21 protein-coding genes are annotated in these 22,132 nt (G+C 68.8%); 16 read left to right on the forward strand and 5 right to left on the reverse strand.

The window, feature by feature from the left end; all coding sequences use genetic code 11:
* Positions 1-5 precede the first annotated feature (5 nt).
* From ampD to JMV16_RS18795, 9 genes are all read left to right on the forward strand, one after another.
* Positions 6-593 carry a 1,6-anhydro-N-acetylmuramyl-L-alanine amidase AmpD gene (gene ampD / locus JMV16_RS18755; RefSeq protein WP_201495820.1) on the forward strand — a complete coding sequence of 196 codons (588 nt, stop codon included), beginning with the start codon at positions 6-8 and terminating at the stop codon, positions 591-593.
* 477 nt (positions 594-1,070) lie between these two features.
* The gene (locus tag JMV16_RS18760) at positions 1,071-3,935 is read left to right on the forward strand and encodes a ribonucleoside-diphosphate reductase subunit alpha (RefSeq protein WP_201495821.1); all 2,865 of its coding nucleotides are present in this window, start codon (positions 1,071-1,073) and stop codon (positions 3,933-3,935) included.
* A 238-nt stretch (positions 3,936-4,173) separates the two neighbouring features.
* On the forward strand, positions 4,174-5,352 hold the full coding sequence (locus JMV16_RS18765) for a ribonucleotide-diphosphate reductase subunit beta (protein WP_201495822.1): 1,179 nt from the start codon (positions 4,174-4,176) through the stop codon (positions 5,350-5,352).
* A gap of 248 nt (positions 5,353-5,600) precedes the next feature.
* Entirely contained in the window at positions 5,601-6,029 is a 429-nt protein-coding gene (locus JMV16_RS18770) for a hypothetical protein (RefSeq protein ID WP_201495823.1), read from the forward strand.
* Entirely contained in the window at positions 5,999-7,264 is a 1,266-nt protein-coding gene (locus JMV16_RS18775; protein WP_201495824.1) for a hypothetical protein, read from the forward strand. Before JMV16_RS18770 ends, JMV16_RS18775 begins: the two co-directional genes overlap by 31 nt.
* Before the next feature lie 40 nt (positions 7,265-7,304).
* Positions 7,305-7,805: a 5-(carboxyamino)imidazole ribonucleotide mutase gene (gene purE / locus JMV16_RS18780; protein WP_201495825.1), complete on the forward strand. Its 501-nt coding sequence runs from the start codon at positions 7,305-7,307 to the stop codon at positions 7,803-7,805.
* Positions 7,802-9,004 carry a 5-(carboxyamino)imidazole ribonucleotide synthase gene (locus tag JMV16_RS18785; RefSeq protein WP_411565049.1) on the forward strand — a complete coding sequence of 401 codons (1,203 nt, stop codon included), beginning with the start codon at positions 7,802-7,804 and terminating at the stop codon, positions 9,002-9,004. Before purE ends, JMV16_RS18785 begins: the two co-directional genes overlap by 4 nt.
* Positions 9,005-9,008: 4 nt before the next feature.
* Entirely contained in the window at positions 9,009-9,998 is a 990-nt protein-coding gene (locus tag JMV16_RS18790; protein WP_201495826.1) for an L-threonylcarbamoyladenylate synthase, read from the forward strand.
* Positions 9,999-10,049: 51 nt separating this feature from the next.
* Entirely contained in the window at positions 10,050-11,015 is a 966-nt protein-coding gene (locus JMV16_RS18795) for an SGNH/GDSL hydrolase family protein (protein ID WP_201495827.1), read from the forward strand.
* Positions 11,016-11,220: 205 nt separating this feature from the next.
* Here JMV16_RS18795 and dacB read toward each other — a convergent pair whose 3' ends face one another.
* Positions 11,221-12,717 carry a D-alanyl-D-alanine carboxypeptidase/D-alanyl-D-alanine-endopeptidase gene (gene dacB / locus JMV16_RS18800; RefSeq protein ID WP_236580607.1) on the reverse strand — a complete coding sequence of 499 codons (1,497 nt, stop codon included), beginning with the start codon at positions 12,715-12,717 and terminating at the stop codon, positions 11,221-11,223.
* Between the two features lie 32 nt (positions 12,718-12,749).
* Here dacB and tsaB point away from each other — a divergent pair, with 32 nt between their 5' ends.
* Genes tsaB through JMV16_RS18815 form a run of 3 tightly spaced genes read left to right on the forward strand, consistent with a single transcriptional unit; the run spans position 12,750 to position 14,846 of the window.
* Positions 12,750-13,502 (forward strand): tRNA (adenosine(37)-N6)-threonylcarbamoyltransferase complex dimerization subunit type 1 TsaB, encoded by a 753-nt coding sequence (tsaB, locus tag JMV16_RS18805; RefSeq protein WP_236580608.1) that lies wholly within the window; start codon positions 12,750-12,752, stop codon positions 13,500-13,502.
* Positions 13,503-13,558: 56 nt separating this feature from the next.
* Entirely contained in the window at positions 13,559-14,023 is a 465-nt protein-coding gene (rimI, locus tag JMV16_RS18810; RefSeq protein WP_201495828.1) for a ribosomal protein S18-alanine N-acetyltransferase, read from the forward strand.
* Entirely contained in the window at positions 14,013-14,846 is an 834-nt protein-coding gene (locus tag JMV16_RS18815) for a uracil-DNA glycosylase family protein (protein ID WP_201495829.1), read from the forward strand. Before rimI ends, JMV16_RS18815 begins: the two co-directional genes overlap by 11 nt.
* Positions 14,847-14,862: 16 nt before the next feature.
* Here JMV16_RS18815 and glmU read toward each other — a convergent pair whose 3' ends face one another.
* The gene (gene glmU, locus JMV16_RS18820) at positions 14,863-16,236 is read right to left on the reverse strand and encodes a bifunctional UDP-N-acetylglucosamine diphosphorylase/glucosamine-1-phosphate N-acetyltransferase GlmU (RefSeq protein WP_201495830.1); all 1,374 of its coding nucleotides are present in this window, start codon (positions 16,234-16,236) and stop codon (positions 14,863-14,865) included.
* Positions 16,237-16,249: 13 nt separating this feature from the next.
* On the opposite strand from glmU, the gene JMV16_RS18825 reads away from it, so the two are divergent.
* A complete protein-coding gene (locus JMV16_RS18825) occupies positions 16,250-17,164 on the forward strand; it encodes a DUF6279 family lipoprotein (RefSeq protein ID WP_236580609.1) in 915 nt (304 codons plus the stop codon).
* A 30-nt stretch (positions 17,165-17,194) separates the two neighbouring features.
* Here the strand turns inward: JMV16_RS18825 and JMV16_RS18830 are convergent, their stop codons facing one another.
* The 3 genes from JMV16_RS18830 to JMV16_RS18840 are packed head-to-tail and all read right to left on the reverse strand — an operon-like array spanning position 17,195 to position 19,516.
* The gene (locus JMV16_RS18830; protein WP_236580610.1) at positions 17,195-17,794 is read right to left on the reverse strand and encodes a DUF4136 domain-containing protein; all 600 of its coding nucleotides are present in this window, start codon (positions 17,792-17,794) and stop codon (positions 17,195-17,197) included.
* Positions 17,795-17,798: 4 nt separating this feature from the next.
* Positions 17,799-18,728, reverse strand: a complete 930-nt coding sequence (ttcA, locus tag JMV16_RS18835) for a tRNA 2-thiocytidine(32) synthetase TtcA (protein ID WP_201495832.1) — start codon at positions 18,726-18,728, stop codon at positions 17,799-17,801.
* Complete coding sequence (locus tag JMV16_RS18840; RefSeq protein ID WP_201495833.1) at positions 18,725-19,516, reverse strand: SDR family oxidoreductase; 792 nt, start codon at positions 19,514-19,516, stop codon at positions 18,725-18,727. Before JMV16_RS18840 ends, ttcA begins: the two co-directional genes overlap by 4 nt.
* A 33-nt stretch (positions 19,517-19,549) precedes the next feature.
* Between JMV16_RS18840 and JMV16_RS18845 the strand changes: the two genes are divergently transcribed.
* The 3 genes from JMV16_RS18845 (at position 19,550) to JMV16_RS18855 (ending at position 22,090) form a co-directional block, all read left to right on the forward strand.
* A complete protein-coding gene (locus tag JMV16_RS18845) occupies positions 19,550-20,656 on the forward strand; it encodes a class I SAM-dependent methyltransferase (RefSeq protein WP_201495834.1) in 1,107 nt (368 codons plus the stop codon).
* 24 nt (positions 20,657-20,680) lie between these two features.
* Complete coding sequence (locus JMV16_RS18850) at positions 20,681-20,872, forward strand: DUF2905 domain-containing protein (RefSeq protein WP_201495835.1); 192 nt, start codon at positions 20,681-20,683, stop codon at positions 20,870-20,872.
* A 66-nt stretch (positions 20,873-20,938) separates the two neighbouring features.
* A complete protein-coding gene (locus JMV16_RS18855; protein WP_201495836.1) occupies positions 20,939-22,090 on the forward strand; it encodes a rhodanese-like domain-containing protein in 1,152 nt (383 codons plus the stop codon).
* Positions 22,091-22,132 lie beyond the last annotated feature (42 nt).

The raw sequence follows: 22,132 nt of genomic DNA on the forward strand, positions 1-22,132 counted from the left end.
GGGCGATGCCGCGTCGCGAGGTCTGGCACAACGGTTGGTGGCGTCCGGCGCATGCGCTGGCTTCACCGAACTTCGGCCCGCGCCCGGCGCAGACGGCCGTCACACTGGCAGTGATCCATTCCATCAGCCTGCCGCCGGGGCACTACCGGGGCGACGCCGTTGCGCGACTGTTCACCAACCGCCTGGACTGCAGCGCCCATCCCTGTTTCGAAGGCCTACGCGGGCTCGAGGTCTCGGCCCATTTCTTCGTGCGGCGCAGTGGCCGCGTGCTGCAGTTCGTCTCCTGCGAGCAGCGCGCGTGGCATGCCGGGCGTTCGCAATGGCGGGGGCGCGACAACTGCAACGATTGGTCGATAGGCATCGAGCTCGAAGGCCTGGAAGGCGACGCCTTCGAGCCGGCGCAGATACAAAGTCTTGCGCATCTGCTGCGCGCGCTGGTGCGCCGCTATCCCATCGCCGAGGCCGTTGGCCACGAGCACATCGCGCCCGGCCGCAAGGGCGATCCCGGCGCCGGCTTCGACTGGCGGGGCCTGAAGCGCGCATTGCGCGAAGGCGGGCCGCGCCTGCCGGTGATCGAAGACCGCAAGGCCTGAATCGGCGCGGCCTTGCGGGCCGAATCGCCGGTTTGCGCTCGTCTTCTGAGGCTTCTGACAGGGCATGGCTGGCCGGCCGCGGCATGGCGCACAGTGGTTGCCCGCAAACCCGCGCAGGGCTCCTCGCCAGGCCTGCATGAAGGCCGACCCCCGATTCGGGTAGAACCCGACGGCACACTAGCGCTAGTGGCTTGATGGGGTGCTGCACCCCAGATATAGTGTGCGGGAGCGACAGCGCGATGACAGCGCAAGCCGCCGGCACCCTCTGCAGTTGGCATCTCTGTGCAACGCCTGTGGGCCGCCTGTGGACTTCCTGTGATCGAAGGGCCGCGCCGCGAGGTGCGGTTTTCGGCGGCTTGGCTTCCTTGCCGCTTGATGGCTCCGGCAAAGCACCCGAGAGACCCGCGAGATTGCGCCAACGGCGCCCGGCTTCGGCCGCACCAAGAACCCAACGAGCACACCAGGACAGGGGAAAGCATGCAAGCAATCCAGACCACCGCGGCGCCCGGCGCCACCTCGGCCCGCACCAGCACGCCAGCCGGTAGCGCAGCGGCCGCCGCGGCCTATGCCGCCTACCACATCATTCGCCGCAACGGCGCCGTGGTCGGCTTCGAGCCCAACAAGATCGCCGTGGCATTGATGAAGGCCTTCCTCGCGGTGCATGGCACCCAGGGCGCGGCCTCGGCCAGTGTGCGCGAGACGGTCGAGGGCCTGACCGAGGCGGTGGTACGCGCGCTGCTGCGCTCGCGCCCGGGCGGCGGCACCTTCCACATCGAGGACGTGCAAGACCACGTCGAGCTCGGCCTCATGCGGGGCGGCCATCACGAGGTGGCGCGCGCCTACGTGCTCTACCGCGAGCGCCGTTCGCAGGAGCGTGCGCGCCAGGGCGCACAGGCGCGGCCCCGTGCGCCCGAGCTGCATGTGCTCGAAGGCGGCCAGCGCGTGCCGCTGGACATGGATGCGCTGCGCGACCTGGTCGAATCGGCCTGCGCCGGCCTGGGCGCCGACGTCAAGGCCGAGCCCATCCTGGCCGAGACGCGCCGCAACCTCTATGACGGCGTGCCGCTCGACGAGGTCTTCAAGGCCGCCATCATGGCCGCGCGCACGCTGATCGAGAAGGAGCCGGCCTACACCCGCGCCACCGCGCGCCTGCTGCTGCACACGGTGCGCCGCGAGGTATTGGGTGAGAACGCGACCCAGGCCGCGATGGCCACGCGCTATGCCGACTACTTCCCGCAGTTCATCAAGAAGGGCGTACAGGCCGAACTGCTGGACGAGCGGCTGCAGCAGTACGACCTGGCCCGCCTGGGCGCCGCGCTCGACGCCAGCCGCGACCTGCAGTTCGACTACCTCGGCCTGCAAACCCTGTACGACCGCTACTTCCTGCACATCGATGAAGTGCGCATCGAGCTGCCCCAGGCCTTCTTCATGCGCGTGGCCATGGGCCTGGCGCTGAACGAGGTCGACCGCGAGGCGCGCGCCATCGAGTTCTACGACGTGCTGTCGCGCTTCGACTTCATGAGCAGCACGCCCACGCTTTTCAACAGCGGCACGCGGCGCTCGCAGCTCAGCAGCTGCTACCTCACGACGGTGGCCGATGATCTCGACGGCATCTATGAAGCGCTGAAGGAGAACGCGCTGCTGAGCAAGTTTGCCGGCGGCCTGGGCAACGACTGGACGCGCGTGCGGGCGCTGGGCAGCTACATCAAGGGCACGAACGGCAAGAGCCAGGGCGTGGTGCCGTTCCTGAAGGTGGTCAACGACACCGCGGTGGCGGTCAACCAGGGCGGCAAGCGCAAGGGTGCCGTCTGCGCCTACCTGGAGACCTGGCACCTCGACCTGGAGGAGTTCCTCGAGCTGCGCAAGAACACCGGCGACGACCGCCGGCGCACGCACGACATGAACACCGCCAACTGGATCCCCGATCTCTTCATGCGGCGCGTTGTCGAGGGCGGCGAGTGGACGCTGTTCAGCCCCAGCACCTGCCCCGACCTGCACGACAAGTTCGGCCGCGACTTCGAGGCCGCCTACACCGCCTACGAGGCCCAGGTCGACCGTGGCGAGATCAAGCTTTTCAAGCGCATGCGCGCGGTGGACCTGTGGCGCAAGATGCTCTCGATGCTGTTCGAGACCGGCCATCCCTGGTTCACCTTCAAGGACGCCTGCAATGTGCGCAGCCCGCAGCAGCATGTGGGCGTCGTTCACTCGTCCAACCTGTGTACCGAGATCACGCTCAACACCAGTGACGGCGAGATCGCGGTCTGCAACCTGGGCAGCGTCAACCTGGCCCAGCATCTGCTGAACGGCGAGATCGACCAGGCCAAGCTCAAGCAGACCGTGGCCACGGCCATGCGCATGCTCGACAACGTCATCGACATCAATTACTACGCCGTGCGCAAGGCGCGCGACAGCAACCTGCGCCACCGGCCCGTGGGCCTGGGCATCATGGGCTTCCAGGATTGCCTGTACCAGTTGCGCCTGCCCTATGCCAGCGACGAAGCGGTGGCGTTCGCTGACCGCAGCATGGAGGCTGTCTGCTATCACGCCTACTGGGCCAGCACTGAACTGGCGGCTGAGCGTGGCCGCTACAGCAGCTACCGTGGCAGCCTGTGGGATCGCGGCATCCTGCCGCAGGATTCGCTGGAACTGCTGCGCGAGCAGCGCGGCGGCCATCTCGAGGTCGACACCAGCAGCAGCATGGACTGGGATGCCCTGCGCCAGCGCATTGCCCTGCACGGCATGCGCAACAGCAATTGCGTGGCCATTGCGCCCACCGCCACCATCAGCAACATCATCGGCGTCGATGCCTCCATCGAGCCGAGCTTTGCCAACCTCTCGGTCAAGAGCAATCTCTCGGGCGAGTTCACCGTGGTCAACGAGTACCTGGTGCGCGACCTCAAGAAGCTCGGCCTGTGGGACGACGTGATGGTGATGGACCTCAAGCACTTCGATGGCTCGCTGCGCGCCATCGACCGCGTGCCCGAGGAACTGAAGCGCCTCTACGGCACCGCTTTCGAGGTCGATGCGACTTGGCTCGTCGAGGCCGGCTCGCGGCGCCAGAAGTGGATCGACCAGGCGCAGTCGCTCAACATCTACATGGCCGGTGCTTCGGGCCGCAAGCTCGACGAGACCTACAAGCTGGCCTGGCTGCGCGGCCTCAAGACCACCTACTACCTGCGCACCACCAGCGCCACCTATTCCGAGAAGTCGACGGTGGCCCCGGGCGCGCTCAATGCGGTGTCGAACACGCAGTCGGCATCGGGTGCTTCGGCATCCAATGAGCCGGGGTCGGATGTGAAGTTCTGTTCCATCGACAACCCCGATTGCGAGGCATGTCAATGAGTAGGCCTGAGGGCAAGGGGCTGCGGCGAAGGCTCATGTCGCGCAGCGACGTGAAGCGAAGCGGCCGTAGCCACAACCCCGATTGCGAAGCCTGCCAATGAGCATCGCAAGGCCCCGAGGCGCAGGCTTCGGTGCCTTGTCGATGCGCTGCTGCAACAACGAGTCCGACACCATGTCAACCAGTGCTTGGTGTTCGCGCGCAACACTCCGATAATTCGGGCCCACAGGACATACACACATGCTGGTCTGGGAAGACGAAGTCAAGAGCCCCTCGAATCAAGCGCCGCGTTCAGCGATGCCGGTGAATCTGCCGCCGCTGCCGCAGGCCAAGGCCTTTGAGCCCATGCTCGAAGAGGCCCCGCGGCACCAGCCGGCAACACCTGCCGTGCTGCCCTCCACCCGCCGCGTCAACGCGGCCGACAAGCGCATCATCAACGGCCAGACCGATGTCAATCAGCTGGTGCCGTTCAAGTACAAGTGGGCCTGGGAGAAGTACCTCTCCAGCTGCGCCAACCACTGGATGCCCAACGAGGTCAACATGTCGCGCGACATCGCGACCTGGAAAGACCCGAACGGCCTGACCGAAGACGAGCGCCGCATCATCAAGCGCAACCTCGGCTTCTTCGTCACTGCCGATTCGCTGGCCGCCAACAACATCGTGCTCGGAACTTATCGCCACATCACAGCGCCCGAGTGCCGCCAGTTCCTGCTGCGCCAGGCCTTCGAAGAGGCCATCCACACCCACGCGTACCAGTACATCGTCGAGAGCCTGGGCCTGGACGAGAGCGAGATCTTCAACGCTTATCACGAGATCGATTCGATCCGCGAGAAGGACGAGTTCCTGATTCCGTTCATCGACGCCATCATGGACCCGGCCTTCAGGACCGGCACACCCGAGGCCGACCAGACCCTGCTCAAGAGCCTGATCGTCTTCGCCTGCCTGATGGAAGGCCTGTTCTTCTACGTCGGCTTCACGCAAATCCTCTCGATGGGCCGCCAGAACAAGATGACCGGTGCCGCCGAGCAGTACCAGTACATCCTGCGCGACGAGTCCATGCACTGCAACTTCGGCATCGACCTCATCAACCAGATCAAGCTCGAGAACCCGCAACTGTGGACGCCGGCCTTCAAGGCCGAGATCGTGGCGCTGTTCGAGAAGGCCGTGGCGCTCGAGTACCGCTATGCCGAGGACACCATGCCGCGCGGCGTGCTGGGCCTCAATGCCTCCATGTTCAAGGGCTATCTGCGCTACATCGCCAATCGGCGCGCGACGCAGATCGGCCTTACCGCCCTCTACCCCAACGAGGAGAACCCGTTTCCCTGGATGAGCGAGATGATCGACCTCAAGAAGGAGCGCAACTTCTTCGAGACCCGCGTCATCGACTACCAGACCGGCGGCGCGTTGGCCTGGGACTGATGAAGCAACAGTCCCACATGGCCCACACACCGCGGCACTGCCATGCACCCAGGCCCCTTGCGGGGTCGTGGTGCATTGCGCGGTATTGAGAGATCAAGAATGGCGAGCCAAGGCAGGCAGCAGACCGGCTGGGCGCTCGCAACCCCGTTCACCGCACTGGGGCAACGGTTGCCGGGCAAGGGCCCGGCAGCAGACCACCGGGCGATGAATCTCCGGGCTGCCGCAGGCGGCGCGGAGTCTTTTGCAACTTGATCAAGGAGATCGTTATGGCAACTGCAAAGAAGGCCGCTCCGGCCAAGAAGGCCGCCGCGAAGAAGGCCGCTCCGGCCAAGAAGGCTGCCCCTGCCAAGAAGGCTGCTGCGAAGAAGGCGGCCCCGGCGAAGAAGGCGGCTCCGGCAAAGAAGGCCGCCCCGGCCAAGAAGGCTGCCGCGAAGAAGGCCGCTCCGGCCAAGAAGGCCGCTGCGAAGAAGGCTGCTCCCGCGAAGAAGGCCGCTCCGGCCAAGAAGGCGGCAACGACGAAGAAGCCTACCGCGAAAAAGCCGGCGGCCAAGAAGGCGGCCAAGAAGCCTGCCGCACCCACCGCCCCTGCGGCACCTGCGGCCCCTGCTTCCGCCCCCGCGAAGACCACGTTGAACCCGGCTGCGGCATGGCCGTTTCCGACGGGCAACAAGCCGTAGTGAGAGTTGGCGAAGGGTGCAAGTCCTTCGCCAAGTCGAAGTATCAAGCCCGGCAAATGCTGGGCTCTTTTTTGTTTGGCTGTATCCCAATTCGTAGTTGCATTGCGAAGAATGGGGAGCGCTTTATGACCTCTCTGCTTGTTTCGAAGATTCAGGCGAAACTTCGGGGCGCCCTATCGCCCGATGCCCGAGCGCTGCTGCTGGCTGAACTCGCCTGCTATTTTGCTCGAACAGGTGAATTCGAGGAAGCCGAGCGCATTCGTGGCGAACTGCGTTTGGCGTACGCAGACGCCCGGTCTGCTCCAGTTTCGATCATGATAATGATCGCTGAAGCGCTGTTACTCTATTTCAAAGAGCTGAATCCTGGCGCGAGAGATCGCATGCTTAGGGCAAACCTGCTTAGTAGAGCATTTGAGGAGCAGCGCTTGGCGTCTTTGTCGTCCGCATGGCTTTCTCATATTGATTTCAATCAGGGTAGATATGATTCAATGGTGTCCGCCATGAATTCAGCATTTGAGGGTGCGAGTGCGGACGACGGGTCAGCTATGTGTCGAGTTGCGGTGGTTCTCGGAGATGCATTCGCATTTTGTCGAATACCTGAAGAATCAAAGTGGTGGTACGAGCGGGCCCGACAGATTGCAGTTGTATTGGGGGATCGCGCAACTATTGGAGCATTGACCTACAATAAAGCTGCGCTCCATGTAGCAAATCTTCGATTGTCCGCAATAACTGACGCGGTGAAATTGGATGAAGTCGCCTTGGCTCGCCGTGAGCTTCAAACGGCGACTGGTTATCAATTTGCTGCTGAGCTTAAGTCGCTTGCTCATTTGTTGACATCGGCAGCAATTGGTGTGGCAATTTTGGAGTCTAGGATCGGTGACGCGCTCGCAATGTTGGATGCACACTTCCTGGAGCGTGAGGTGCCTGCTGGAGCGATAGAAATTGCGCTCCATCGCGCCGATCTTGCGATGTGCCTGGCGCTCGTGGGGCGCAATGAAGAGGCCAAATCTAAGTTGATTGAGATGGACCTGCCTGGAGTTGATGCTCTCGGGGCGGATGATCGAGCGCTAATATATGAGTCACTTTCGCGCGCCGCTGAAGAAATTGGAATGTGCAATGAGGCGGCTGATTTTCGCACTAAAGCCCGCGACTCACTGCTTGAGCATGCATGCCTCGCGACACAAATAGGTTCGATGATTGCCGTCTGCAGTGGGCTTGGGAAGTCAATTTGCTGACCAAGGCGTCGAGCTTTTTCTAATGAGTACTTGAATACAAATGCAAAAAGGCGTCTCCCCTAAAATTGCCCTCCTAATGGGCTCATCCAGCGACTGGGACACCATGAGCCATGCGGCGGCGATCCTGGCTGAGTTCGGCGTGCCATTCGAGAAGCTCGTCGTTTCGGCCCATCGCATGCCCGACGAGATGTTTGCATTTGCCGAACAGGCGCAGGCGCGGGGCTTGCGGGCCATCATTGCCGGGGCCGGTGGTGCGGCGCATTTGCCGGGCATGCTCGCTGCCAAGACCGCGGTGCCGGTGCTGGGCGTGCCGGTGGCCAGCAAGCATCTCAGTGGGGTCGATTCGCTCTATTCCATCGTGCAAATGCCCAAGGGTGTGCCGGTGGCCACTTTCGCCATCGGCGCCGCGGGGGCGGCCAATGCGGCGCTGTTCGCGGTGGCGATGCTGGCCAGCGGTGACGAGGCATTGCGTCAGAAGCTGCTGGACTTCCGCACCCGCCAGACAGCCGTTGCACGGGCCATGACCCAGGATCTGAAATGAGTGCCGCCCCGAATTCGAATCGGCCTGCCGCCGATCACATGGCCGCCGTCGGCGCGCCCACGCTCGGCGTGCTGGGTGGCGGCCAGCTTGGCCGCATGTTCGTACACGCGGCCCAGGTGCATGGCTTTCGCGTCAGCGTGCTCGAACCCGATGCCGCCAGCCCGGCCGGCGGTGCTGCCGAGCGCCACCTGCGCGCGGCCTATGGCGACGAGGCAGCCCTGGCCGAACTGGCGCGGCATTGCCTGGCGGTGACCACCGAGTTCGAGAACGTCCCGGCCGCCGCACTGCGCCGCCTGGCGGCCGACTGCCCGGTGGCGCCGCCGGCCGCTGCGGTCGAGGTCTGCCAGCACCGCGCGCTCGAGAAGCAGTGTTTCGCCGCCGCCGGCGTGCCCTGCGCACCTCATGCCCTGATCGCCAGCGCCGCCGAGGCCGCATCGGCCGCACTGGCGCCATTGCTGCCCGGCATCCTCAAGACCGCCAGCCTGGGCTACGACGGCAAGGGCCAGCTTGGCGTTGCCACGCTGCAGGATCTGCCTGCGGCCTGGGCGGCGCTGGGCGGCGTGCCCTGTGTGCTCGAACGCCGCCTGCCGCTGGCGCGCGAGCTGAGCGTCATCGTGGCGCGCGGGCGCGATGGCCAGACGGTACACCTGCCGCCGCAGCAGAACCTCCACCGCGACGGCATCCTCGCCGTGACCCAGGTGCCGGCGCCCGACATCGCCGCCGCCACCGCGGCGCGCGCCGTTGCATGGGCCGAGGGCCTGGCCGCCACGTTGTCCTATGTCGGCGTGCTCTGCGTCGAGTTCTTCCTGCTGCAGGACGGCTCGCTGGTGGCCAACGAGATGGCGCCGCGCCCGCACAACTCGGGCCACTACAGCATCGATGCCTGCGACGTCTCGCAGTTCGACCTGCAGGTGCGCACGCTCGCCGGCCTGCCGCTGGTGGCGCCGCGCCAGCATTCTGCGGCGGTGATGCTCAACTTGCTTGGCGACCTCTGGTTCGATGGCGAGAGCCACACGCCGCGCACGCCAGATTGGGCCGCGGTGCTGGCGCTGGCGGGCGCGCGCCTGCACCTGTATGGCAAGGCCGAACCGCGGCGTGGGCGCAAGATGGGGCATCTCACGGTGACGGCGGCCGATGCCGCGTCGGCGCGCGCCGTGGCCTTGCAGGCCGCTGCACGCCTGGGCCTGCCGGCCTTCTAGCACCATGACCATCTTCGCCGGCACCGATGCGGCCGCGCTGCGGGCCGCAGCCGACGTCCTGGCTCGGGGTGGCCTGGTCGGCTTCCCCACCGAGACGGTCTACGGCCTGGGTGCGCGCGCCGATGACGATGGTGCGGTGGCCGGCATCTATGCGGCCAAGGGCCGGCCGGCCGACCACCCGTTGATCGTTCATGTGGCCAGCCGCGACGCCGTGGATTTGTTCGCCGCGTCGGTGGACGATGGCGCGCGGCGCCTGATGGACGCCTGCTGGCCCGGCCCGCTGACGCTGATCCTGCCGCGCCGACCAGGACATGGTGAGGCCGCGGCCGCGGGCCAGGACAGCATCGGCTTGCGCATGCCAGCCCACCCGGTGGCGCAGGCGCTGTTGCAGGCGGCGGCGCGGCGCGGTGTGGCCGGCGTTGCCGCACCCAGCGCCAACCGCTTCGGCCGCATCAGCCCCACCACGGCGGCGCATGTGGCGGCGGAGTTCGGCGAGGCGCTGCTGGTGCTCGACGGCGGTGCCTGCCCGGTGGGCATCGAATCGGCCATCGTCGATTGCACGCGTCCGCGGCCGGCGCTCTTGAGGCCGGGCCAGCTGGACAGGCTGCAACTCGAACGACTGCTTGGCCAGTCGCTGGCCGCCCCCGACGCCGCCTCGCCCCGCGCCCCAGGCACGCTGGAATCGCACTACGCACCGCAGGCGCCGTTGCGGCTGTTCGATACGGCCGAGTTGCGCCTGGCCCTGGACGCCGCTGCTCCGGGAACTGGCGGGCTGGCCGGGGCCGTCGCGGTATATTCCCGCCTCGTTCCGGCGGCTTCAAAGTCCTGGATGCACAGGCCCATGCCGGCCGACGCCGCGGCGGCGGCCCACGAGTTGTTCGCGGTGCTGCGAGAGTTCGATGGCGCCGGCGTGGCGGCGATCTGGGTCGAGCAGCCGCCGGCGGGCGCCGCCTGGGACGGCGTGCGAGACCGGCTCCAGCGCGCCGCCGCCTGACGTTCGCGTGGCCGCGCCGGCCGCCCGGCAACCCCCCCTTTCGGAGCACAGATGATCTTCAGCAGCAAGGCCGCCCGGCATGAGCAGCGCGCCCTGGCCGGGCTGGCCGGCGCAGCAGCGCTGGCGGTTCTGACCTTATTGGCATCGTGTGGCGGCGGCACCTCGCAGTTCGAGACCTTTGTTCCCGGCCGCGTGCTGGCCTACGGCGACGAGACCAGCGCCCTTACCAGCGACGGCCACCGCTACGGTGTCAACGGGCTCGACACCAGCGGCAATTTCGACTGCAGCCTCGAGCCCCTGTGGGTGCAGGAGGTGGCCAGCAGCTACGGCTTCAACTTTGCCGAATGCAATCCCGGCGGCGCCGTGCCGCGTGCGCTGATGTTTGCCGCCGCCGGCACGCGGGCTGTCGACCTCACGGCGCAGATCGAGCAGCAGGTCGCCACCGGCGGCTTCCGCGACAACGACCTCGCCCTCGTGATGGTGGGCATCAACGACATCGTCGAGCTCTACCGGCAGTTTCCCGGCCGGCCGCGGGCCGAACTGGTGGCCGAGGCCGGTGGGCGCGGCCGGACGCTGGCGCGCGCAGTGAACCGCATGGTCTCGCTGGGCGCGCGGGTCATCGTGTCCACCATTCCCGATGTCGGCCAGACGCCTTTTGCCCGTGCCGAGGAGGCCGGCAATTTCGACAACGCCGGCCGCGCCGCCTTGATGTCGGAGATGAGCGCCGCCTTCAATGAGCAGCTGGGCGTCACCGTGCTGCTCGACGGCCGCTTCGTCGGGCTGATGCAGGCCGACCTGAGCTTCCAGGGCGCCAACCGCTCGCCGGCCAGCTTCACCCTGACCAATGTCAGCGAAGCCGTCTGCACCGTGGCCCCGCCGGCCTGCACCACGGCCACCGTGGTGAGCGGGGCGACGCCATCGCTATACCTCTGGGCCGACGGCACGCGCCTGGCGCCTGGTGGCCAGGGCCTGCTGCGGACGCTGGCGTTGGACCGCGCACGGCGCAATCCCTTCTAGGCTTCGTACAGCCCCGGATTTCCCACGCCGGGCCCGGCGCCAGCCGGCTTGCTGCCGTGGTTTTGTTCAATGTCGAATGACCGAGCTTTTTGCGCCGTCGTTCGCATCCGACCGAGACCCGCGCGGGGATTCCGAGACCCCATTCGATCCGGGCGTTGACGGCCTTTCCGATGTCGTCATCGTCCTAACAGGTCGGTCCCGGTGATCAGCGCGTGAATTCGGGCGTTTCGCGCAGGGTCCATTGCACCAGGGCATCAAGGGCCGGGCGCGCGGCGTTGGCCTGGGCGTGGTTGACGACGGCCACCACGACAAGCCGGCGCCCATTGGGCGTCAGCACATAGCCGGCCACGCCCGCCACGTCGCGCAGGCTGCCGGTCTTCAGATGGGCGCGGCCCGGCGCCGCTCGTGAGCGGCGCAGCGTGCCGTCCAGGCCCGAGATCGGCAGCGACGACATCAGCTCGCTCATCACCGGGCTGTCCCAGGCCTGCAGCAGCAACCGGGCCAGGCGCTGGGCGCTGATGCGGGTGTTGCGCGACAGGCCCGAGCCGTTGTCGATGACGAGATCGTCGCCTTGGCCACTGACGCCACCGCCGAAGCCGCCCGTGCGCTGAGCCAGCCAGCGCGTCAAGAGCGCGCGTGCTGCGTCGGGCGTGGCCGCCTCATTGGGTGCGGCCTCGCGCGCCAGGGTCAGGAAGAGCTGCTGCGCCATCAGGTTGTTGCTCTGCTTGTTGATGTCGCGCACGATCTCGGCCAGCGGCGGCGAGCGCAGCTCGAAGCTGGGCCTGGCGTCGGCGGGCGACGGCCCTTCGCGCACCACGCCATGCAGCACGCCGCCCAGGCCGCGCCACAGCGTCGCCATCAGGCGCGCGTCGTAGCTGGCCGGCTGCGGATCGGCCACGGCCCAGGTCTGTTCGCCGCAACTGGCCGGGTAGCTGCCGGCAAATCGCGTGCGGCCGGGCTCGAAGCTGGCCTTGAGCGCGGCGCGCCAGTCGTCGCAAGGGCCGGCGGTCAGTGGCACGCTGGCGTTTACCTGGGTGCCGTCCAGCGCCGGCTCGGCCGCCACCCGCGCCACGCCGGCCGCGGCATCGGGCACGAAGCCGTAGAGCACCGAGCGGAAGTTGAACAGCAGCGCCGCCGGGCGAACGTTGTAGGGCCGCAGCGGTTCGCCGTCGAAATCGCCCGGCGCCGCCTCGGGCAGGGCGAAGGCGCTGCCGTCGAGCACGATGTCGCCGCGGATCTCGCGCACGCCCAGTTGCTGCACGCGGCGGAGCATCAGCCACAGGCGCTCGAGCACCAGGCGCGGGTCGCCGCTGCCCTTGATAAAGAGCGAGCCCTCGAGCACGCCGTCCTTCAGCGGTCCGGCCAGCCACACCGGCGTGGCCCAGGTCCAGGCCGGGCCCAGGCGGTCGAGCGCGGCATAGGTGGTGAGGAGCTTGGTCAGCGAGGCCGGGTTGAGGGGCCGCCGTTCCTGCCAGGCCAGGAGCGGGCGGCCATGGGTGGTGTCGACCACGGCCACCGACATCGCCTCGGCCGGCACGCCGGCCTGCTGCAGGGCCGCCAGCACCTGAGGCGGCAGGCTGGTTGCGGCACGGGCCGCCGGGGCCAGCGCGGCCAGGCTGATCAGCGCGGCGGCGCAGCGCGCTCGCCCGCCCGCCCACGGGCCCGGGCGGCTTCCGGTCCGGGTTGCACACGCCATGCGCATGGCGGCGATGATCGCACGGCTAAACTGAATCCATGACGCCACCGACCGCGCCGCGGCAGCCCTTGCACATCCTGGCCTTCGACACCTCGACCGAGAAGCTGGCGCTGGGCTTGCACACGCCCGCGGGCGAGCACAGTCGCCTCACCGGGGGCGGTGCGTTGGCCTCGGCGGCCCTGCTGCCCCAGGTGCAGGGCCTGCTGGCCGAGGCGGGCCTGGCCATGGCCGACCTCGACGCCATCGCCTTCGGCCGCGGCCCCGGTGCCTTCACCGGGCTGCGTACCTCCTGCGCGGTGGCCCAGGGCCTGGGGCTGGGCCTGGCCCTGCCGTTGCTGCCGCTGGACAGCCTGCTCATCGTTGCCGAGGACGCGCGTGTCCAGGCCGGCCTGGCCAGCGGCGAGGTCGCGGTGGCGATGGACGCGCGCATGGACGAGGTCTATGCCGGCCGCTACCGCTGGCAGGGCGGCGTCTGGCAGGTGATGCAGGAGCCGGCCCTGTTGTCGCTGGCGGCGCTGGCCGAGGCCTGGGCGGGCAGCAGCGTCGACGTGCTGGCCGGCTCGGCCCTGGCCGCCTTCGGCAAGCGGTTGGCCGTGCCCGCTTGCGGCCAGAGGTTCGAGCAGGAAGACGACCGCGCCGGCGCGCTGTTGCGCCTGGCGGTACGCGCGGCGCAGGCGGGCGAGGGCGTCGACGCCGCGGCGGCGTTGCCGCTGTACCTGCGTGACCGCGTGGCGCTGACCACGCGCGAGCGCGAGGCGGCGCGTGTTGCGGCGGGGGCGGCAGGCGCGTGAACGCGCTCTGGCGGCCCGACGCACCCGCCTGGCCCGCGCCAGCGCGGCGCCGCGCCATGAGCACTGCCGATGTGGCCGAGGTGCTGGCCATCGAGAAGACCGCCTACAGCCACCCCTGGACCCACGGCAATTTCATCGATTCGATTGCCGCTGGCTACCTGGCCGAGGTGCTTGTGGTCGACGGCGAACTGGTGGGCTATTTCGTCGCCATGGTCGGCGTCGAGGAACTGCACCTGCTCAACATCACGGTCGCGCCTCGGCTGCAGCGGCGTGGCCTGGGCCGGCTGCTGCTGGCCGCGGTGCAGGCCCACGGCCGCCACCTGGCGCTGGAGACGCTGTGGCTGGAGGTGCGCGCCGGCAACCATCGCGCCCGCGCCCTCTACCGAGATTGCGGCATGGCCGAGATCGGCCTGCGGCGCAGCTACTACCCCGCCGTGGGTGGCCGCGAGGACGCGGTGGTGATGCGCATGGCGCTGAACCGCGCGCCGGGCGCGGCGCAAGGGGCCGGCGATGCAGACTGAGCGCCAGCGCGCCATGCTGCGCGCTATGGGGCTGCGCGTGTGGGCGCCTTTGGTGACGCCGGACGCTGACCCGCTGCCGCTGCCCGAGGCTGCCGCTGCCGCGCCGCCGCCGCGCGTCGTCGAGCCACCGCCGCCCATCCGCCAGCCCGCGGCCACCACGGCAAGAACACCCTCGGGCGCACCCGCAAGCACACCGGCCGCCGCACCTGCGCCCGTCCGCACGGCGGCCCTGCGCGCCGATGTCGCCGGCCTGGACTGGCCGCAGTTGCGCGAGGCCGTCGCCGCCTGCCGCGCCTGCGGCCTGTGCGAAAGCCGCAGCCAGACCGTGTTCGGTACCGGCCATCCGCAGGCGCACTGGATGGTGGTGGGCGAGGCCCCCGGCGAGCAGGAAGACCGCCAGGGCGAGCCCTTTGTCGGCCCGTCAGGCCTGCTGCTCGACCGCATGCTGGCCGCGCTGCAGCTCACGCGCGCCGACGACGGGCCGCCGGCCGAGCGTGTCTACATCGCCAACACGCTGAAGTGCCGCCCGCCACGCAACCGCAACCCGGCGCCCGACGAATTGGCGCAGTGTGAGCCCTTCCTGCTGCGCCAGATCGAGCTGGTGCGCCCGCGCCTGATCCTGGCCATGGGCCGCTTTGCGGTGCAGGCCCTGCTGCGCAGCGACGCCCCCATCGGCCGTCTGCGCGGCCAGGTGCACCGCTACCACGGCGTGCCTCTGGTGGTGACCTACCACCCGGCCTATCTGCTGCGCACGCTGGCCGACAAGGCCAAGGCCTGGGACGACCTCTGCCTGGCCGCCGGCGTGGTGCGCGAGTGCAGCTAGCGCCAACCAGCCGCGCTCAGACCTTCTTCGACACCTTCTGCGGCCGGTGCCAGCCCGGAATGGTGACCTGGCGCGCTCGCGCCACCGTCAGCTCGCCGGCCGGCGCGTCCTTGCCGATCACCGAGCCGGCACCTATGGTGGCGCCGGCGCCTATGGTCACCGGGGCGCGCAGCACGCTGTTGCTGCCGATGTGGACGTCGTTGCCGATCACCGTGCGGTGCTTGTTGGCGCCGTCGTAGTTGGCCGTGATGCTGCCGGCGCCGTAGTTGACGCGCTCGCCCACCGTGGCGTCGCCCAGATAGGCCAGATGGTTGGCCTTGGCGCCGCGGGCCATGGTGGAATTCTTGACCTCGACGAAATTTCCGATGTGGACATCGCTGCCCAGTTCGGCCCCCGGCCGCAGGCGCGCAAAGGGTCCGATGAGGGCGCCGGCACCGACCTGGGCGCCCTCGATGTGGGTGAAGGGATGGATCACCGCGCCGGCGCCGATGCGGGCGTCGCGGATGATGCAGTTCGCGCCGATGCGCGCGCCGTCGTCGAGACGCACCTCGCCCTCGAAGACGCAGTTGATGTCGATCTCGACATCGCTGCCGCAGTCCAGCCGGCCTCGCACATCGAAGCGCGCCGGGTCGGCCAGACGCACGCCGGCTTCCATCAGGCGCTCTGCCTCGGCGCGCTGGTAGCGGCGCTCGAGGTCGGCCAGCTGCAGCGGGCTGTTGACGCCCAGCACCTCGGTGTCGCTGGCGGCGGCGGCGGCCACCACGGTGAGGCCGTCGGCCACGGCCAGCGCCACCAGGTCGGTGAGGTAGTACTCCTGCTGCACGTTGGCGTTGCTCAGCGTCATCACGCGGCGCTTCAGCCAGGCGGTGGGCGCGGCCATGATGCCGGTGTAGACCTCGCGGATCTCGCGCTGGGCCGGCGTGGCGTCCTTGTGCTCGACGATGGCGCGCACGGAGGGGCCTTCGCGCACGATGCGGCCATAGCCGGTGGCGTCGGCCAGTTCGATGGTGAGCAGCGCCAGCTGGCTGCCGCCGCAGGCCTGCACCAGGGCGGCGGCGGTCTCGGCGCGGATCAGCGGCACGTCGCCGTTGAGGATGAGCGTGATGGCGTGGCGATCGTCGAGCGCCGGTACCGCCTGCTGCACCGCGTGGCCGGTGCCCAGCTGCGGCATCTGGCGCACGAAGGCGGCGCCGCTGGCGGCGGCTGCGGCCTCGACTTGTTCGGCGCCATGGCCGGTGATGACCACCGTGCGCCCGCCCCCCAGCGCAGCGGCGGCATTCAGAACATGCTGCAATAGGCTGGTGCCGGCCAGGCGGTGCAGCACCTTGGGCAGGGCCGACTTCATGCGGGTGCCCTTGCCGGCGGCCATGATCACGACATTGAGTGCCATGCGGATGTTCTGGGTGAAAAGGCGGATTATCGGCTGCCTGCTGCCGGCCCTGCTGTGCCTTCTCAGCGGCTGCAATGCGATTCGCCTGAGCTACAACAACGGCCCCCAGCTCGGCTGGTGGTGGCTGGACGGCTATGTCGACTTCGCGCCCGAGCAGGCGCCGGTGGCGCGCGCCGCCATCGAGCGCTGGTTCGAATGGCACCGCGCGACCCAGCTCCTGCCCTATGCCGATCAACTGGCGGCGGCGCGCGCCCAGGTGGCCGAGCCCCTCACGCCGGCCCTGGCCTGCCGCTGGAACGAACGCCTGCGCGAGGCGCTGGACCCGGCGCTGGAGCGCGCGCTGCAGGACGGGGCCGATCTCTTGCCTGGCCTGCGCGAGCCGCAGTTCCGCGCCATCGAGAAGCGCTATGCCAAGGTGATTGCCGAGATGCGCGACGACTACCTGCAGGACAGCACGGCGGCACGCCGGCGCGCCTCGGTCAAGCGCACGGTGGCTTGGATGGAGCGGCTCTACGGCAGCGTCGACGAGGCCCAGCGCAAGCTCATCGCGGCCTCGGTGGCGGCCTCGCCTTTCGACCCCGAGCGCTGGCTGGCCGAGCGTCAGCGCATGCAGCGCGAGACGGTGCAGACGCTGCGCCGCCTGGCGGCCGAGCGTGCCGACCGCGACCAGCGCATCGCCGCGCTGCGCATGCTGATGCAGCGCGCCGAGCAGTCGCCCGATCTCGACTACCGCGCCTACCGCCAGCGCCTGGTGGACTTCAACTGCGCCTTCGCGGCCCAGTTGCACAACGCCATCTCGCCGGCGCAGCGCCAGCATGCGCGCGAGGCGCTGCAGGGCTGGGAAGACGATTTGCGCGCACTGGCCGCCGGACCGGCGCCGGGCGATGCCTCGCGGCAGCGGCAGGACGTGCCGAACAACGGCAACTAGCCTGGCTGTGGCAGCGTCGCAGCCCGACGCCTATTCGGGACGCTCGACGACGACGCGGCGCGGATTGACGCCGGTGTGCGGAAAGTCCATCAGCGCGGCCTCGAACATCGCCGCCAGCGTCTCGTTGGCGATCTGGGTCGAAGTGCCCTCGTGGCTGACGTGGGCCTCGAACAGCGGCTTGCCGCTGGCGCGGTCGCGGATCAGCAGCGCCACCTCGCGCTCGTAGCGCAGCGCGTCGTACTGCAGGCCCATGCCCCAGCGCGGGCCCATCCAGGGGCCGTAGCGGTGAAAACCGAAGCTGCCGCGCCACCACAGCGCATCGCCCCAGGGCGCCAGCATGGCGCGGCCGCTGCGCGCGCCGAGCTGCACCAACACCTCGGGCTCGGAGCCGGGCGCGGCGGCGGCAAAGCCCGCCTTCTCGAGCGCGGTGCGGGCCGCGGCTTCCAGCGCCTCGGCCTCGACGGCACGCGCCTGCTGCGACGGCAGGCGTTCGAAGGCGTAGCTGCCCGGCTTGCGCTCGGCCGGCCATTCGCCGTAAGTGCTGACATCGGTGGCCACGCTGCGCAGTGCGGCACAGCCACCCAGCAACAGGCTGCAGGCAAGCAGCAGCAGCGCGAGGGTGGGCTTCATGGGTTCAGTCCTCCGCATCGTCATCGGCAGTACCGGGCAGCGAGGCGTGCAGCCGCACCACCGATGCGGGCGTGGCACAGGGCTCGTCGTCGAAGGCGATGTCGCCTCCGGGCACGGGCGCGCCGGTGGCTTTGATCGACGTGAACGGGTAGAGGTTCCTGTCCATCATGTGCGAGGGCGTGATGTTGCCCATGGCGGTGAGCATGTTGGCGATGCGCCCGGGGTAGTCGCGCTCCCAGTCGCGGATCATCTTCTTGACCTGCACGCGCTGCAGGTGGTCCTGGCTGCCGCACAGCGTGCAGGGAATGATGGGGAACTGGCGGTGCCGGGCCCAGCGCTCGAGGTCGGTCTCGTCGACATAGGCCAGCGGGCGGATCACGACGTGGCGGCCGTCGTCGCTGACCAGCTTGGGCGGCATGCCCTTGATGCGGCTGCCGAAGAACATGTTCATCAGCAGCGTCACCACCATGTCGTCGCGGTGGTGGCCGAGCGCGATCTTGGTGGCGCCCAGTTCGCCGGCCACGCGGTAGAGGATGCCGCGGCGCAGGCGCGAGCACAGGCTGCACATGGTGCGGCCCTCGGGCACCAGCTTCTTGACCACCGAGTAGGTGTCCTGCGCCTCGATGTGGAAGGGGATGCCGAGGCCGGCCAGGTAGTCGGGCAGCACCTGGGCCGGAAAGCCGGGCTGCTTCTGGTCGAGGTTGACGGCGACGAGGTCGAAGGGCACGGGCGAACGCTGGCGCAGGCCGAGCAGGATGTCGAGCAGGCCGTGGCTGTCCTTGCCGCCCGAGAGGCAGACCATGACCTTGTCGCCGGCTTCGATCATGTTGAAGTCGGCTATGGCCTGGCCGACCTGGCGGTGCAGGCGCTTGGACAGCTTGTTGGCCTCGAAGGCGTTCTTTCTCACCGCCTGGCCGTCTGCCGGAGCGTTCATGGCGATTTCTCCGGATGCTGCGGTTCGCGGGCCAGGAACATCACGTCGCGTGCCTGCGCCAGCAGGTGCTGGCCGCCGTCCACCATCAGCGTGACGCCGGTGATGGCGGAGGCTTCGACGAGGAAGCACACGGCGCGCGCCACGTCTTCGACGCTGGAGCTGCGCTGCAGCGGCGTCATGCGGTGGGCGGCAGCGAATTCGGCATCCGTCATGTTGCCGGAATTCAGCGTCACGCCCGGTGCCACGGCGCAGACGCGCAGCCGCGGCGCCAGCGCCTGGGCCAGCATGGTGGTGGCCCCCTGCAGTGCCACCTTGCTCAGCGTGTAGCTCAGGTGGTCGGGGTGGGGGTGGGCCAGCTTCTGGTCGAGCAGGTTGACCACCACGCCTCGCCCCGACCCCGCACCGACCGCGGCATGCAGCCCGCGGGCCAGGATGATGGCCGGCGCGGTGTTGATGCGCCAGGCAGCCTCCATCGCCGCGTGGCCGAAGCTGAAGACATCGTCGTACTCGAAGACCGAGGCGTTGTTGACCACCGCGTCGACGCGGCCGAAGGCGGCCAGCACCGCGGGCACCAGGGCCTCGCACTGCGCCTCGTCGGCGAGTTCGGCGGCAAAGGCCAGGGCGCGGCCGCCGGCGGCTTCGATCAGCGCCACCGTTTCGGCGCCTTCTTCGACCGCGTGGCGCGCGTGTACCGCCACGGCCCAGCCATGGGCGGCGAGTTCGAGCGCGATGGCGCGGCCAATGCGGCGTGCGGCGCCGGTGACGAGAGCGACGGGACGGGTTTCCATGGCGCGGCGGCTGCGCTTCCTACAATGCGCCGGATGTCATCCGACGGGGCCGTGAGTTTATCGGCGCGCCTGCATGAGCGCGTTGCCACGGCCATAGGCCGGGCCGGCGGCTGGCTGCCCTTCGACCGCGTGATGGCGATGGCGCTCTACGAGCCGGGCCTGGGCTATTACGCCCGCGGCAGCCGCCAATTCGGCGCCCTGCCTTCGTCGGGCAGTGATTTCATCACCGCCCCCGAGCTCTCGCCGCTGTTCGGCCAGGCGCTGGCGCGCCAGATCCTGCAGGCGCTGGATGCCGCTGAGGCCGACGAGATCATCGAGTTCGGTGCCGGCTCGGGCGCGCTGGCCTTGCAGCTGCTGCAGGCCCTGGGCGGTCGCGTGCGGCGCTATTCCATCGTCGACCTCTCGGGCACGCTGCGCGAGCGCCAGGCCGAGCGGCTTGCGGCTTTTGGAGATCGGGTGCGCTGGCTCGACGCGCTGCCCGACGACCTCCACGCCGTGGTGGTGGGCAACGAGGTGCTGGACGCGATGCCGGTGCAGCTGCTGCACTGGGACGGCAGTGCCTGGTTCGAGCGCGGCGTGGAACTGGACAGCGATGCGCTGCGTTGGGCCGACCGCGCCACCGCCTTGCGCCCGCCCTGTGATGCGCCCTTCGTGCCCGGCACCACGGTCGAGATCCACCCCCAGGCCCAGGCCTTCATCCGCACCCTGGTCGAGCGGCTGCGGCGCGGCGCGGCCTTCTTCATCGACTATGGCTTCCCCGAGGCCGAGTACTACCACCCGCAGCGCACCGGCGGCACGCTGATCTGTCACCGCGCCCACCGCGCCGAGTTCGGCGATGACGACCCGCTGGCCGACCTGGGCGAGAAGGACATCAGCACCCACGTCGACTTCACCGGCATCGCGCTGGCGGCCCAGGACGCCGGCGCCGAAGTGCTGGGCTACACCTCGCAGGCGCGCTTCCTGATGAACTGCGGCCTGCTCGAGCTGCTGCGCGGCGCCGACCCGCGCACGCTGGCGGCGGCGCAAAAGCTCATCGCCGAGCACGAGATGGGCGAGCTGTTCAAGGTGATCGGTCTTGCGCGTGGCGTGAGCCTCGATGCCCTGGGCTTCAGCGCGGGCGACCGCTCGCACCGGCTCTAGCCCCGCCACTGAGCTGCGAACACGATGCGCTGGCTGCTTGTCTTCCTGCTCGCCTGCCTGCTCTTCAACGGCCTGCAGGGCTGGTTGCGCAAGATCGGCCTCGGCCGGCTGCCGGGTGATTTCAGTTTTCGCCTGCGCGGGCGCGACTGGTATGTGCCGCTGGCCAGCTCGGTCGTGCTGTCCGTGTTGATGATGGCCGTTGGTTACCTGATTTGAGGATGGTCAACATTCTTGGTATCTGTTAAGGAAGATGTCACTCTGTAGGGCTACTCTCGGCGCCCTATGAACAAGCACCTTGTCACCGCCCTGCTCGCCGCGGCACTTGCGGGCCCGGTCAGCGCCCAGTTCTCGGCGCTGATGGTGTTCGAACCCACCGAGCGCAAGGATGGCCTGATGGTCTCGCGCACCGGCCTCGAAGCCGGCCTGGCCAAGGCGCTGGGACAGGAGGTCACGGCCGCGGCCTCCGACAACCTCACCGACGCCATGCGCGCGACGCGCAGCAAGGACTACGACCTCTTCATCGCACCGCCCCAGGTGGTGGCCTCGGCGCTGGCCCACGGCTATGAGCTGGTGGGCAATACCGACCCCGACGAGCAGTACGTGCTGGTCGGCCGCGCCAGCCTGGCCTCGGCGGAAGCGATGCGCCAGGGCCGCATCTACCTGCCGCAGCAGGACTCGATCTACACCTACCTGGCGCGCGGCATGCTCACCGCCAACGGCCTGTCCTTCAAGGATCTGGGCCATGTGCAGTACGCGCGTTATCCGCAGGCCGGGCTCACGGCGCTGAGCCTCAATCTGGCCGAGGCCACCGTCATCCGCCGCAGCGAGTGGGAGGCCTGGTCCAAGGGCAACCCCGGCGTGGCCAAGCAACTGGCCGTTTCCGGCGCGGTGCCAGGCGGCCTCTCGGTGGCCGTCAAGAAGGACTTGTCGGCCGAGTTGCGCGCACGCGTGGCCAAGTGGTTCGGCAGTTCGGCGTCGTCGATCGGCATGAAGCCGGTGGCGCAGCGCAGCGACGCCTCGGCCTACCGGCGCGTCGCCGAGCTCGGCACCTTCACGCCGGTCAGCCTGCCCGGCGCCACCGTGGTCGACGTGGCGGAGGTGCAGCGCCTGCTGGCGCAGGGCGCGGTGCTGGTCGACACGCGCACCGAGAAGGAATTCAAGCAGTCACGCATCAATGGCGCGCGCCATGTGCCCTACCACGAGAAGAGCCTGAAGGACGTGGCCTACGACCCCAAGCTGGACGACTTTGCCGGCCTGGCCGCGCTCGACAAGAAGCTGCCGACGATCTTCCATTGCAATGGCGCCGAGTGCTGGAAGAGCTACAAGGCCAGCCGGGCCGCCCTGGCCGCCGGCTTCTCCAAGGTGTACTGGTTCCGCGGCGGCATGCCGGCCTGGGCGGCCGCAACGACGACGCGCGTGGCGCTGGCCGACTGAAGCCGCCTGGCGAACGAGGCCAGGCCCGGATTCGGGTCCGCA

The organism is Rubrivivax sp. A210 (genome assembly GCF_904426505.1).
GTDB lineage: Bacteria > Pseudomonadota > Gammaproteobacteria > Burkholderiales > Burkholderiaceae_C > Rubrivivax.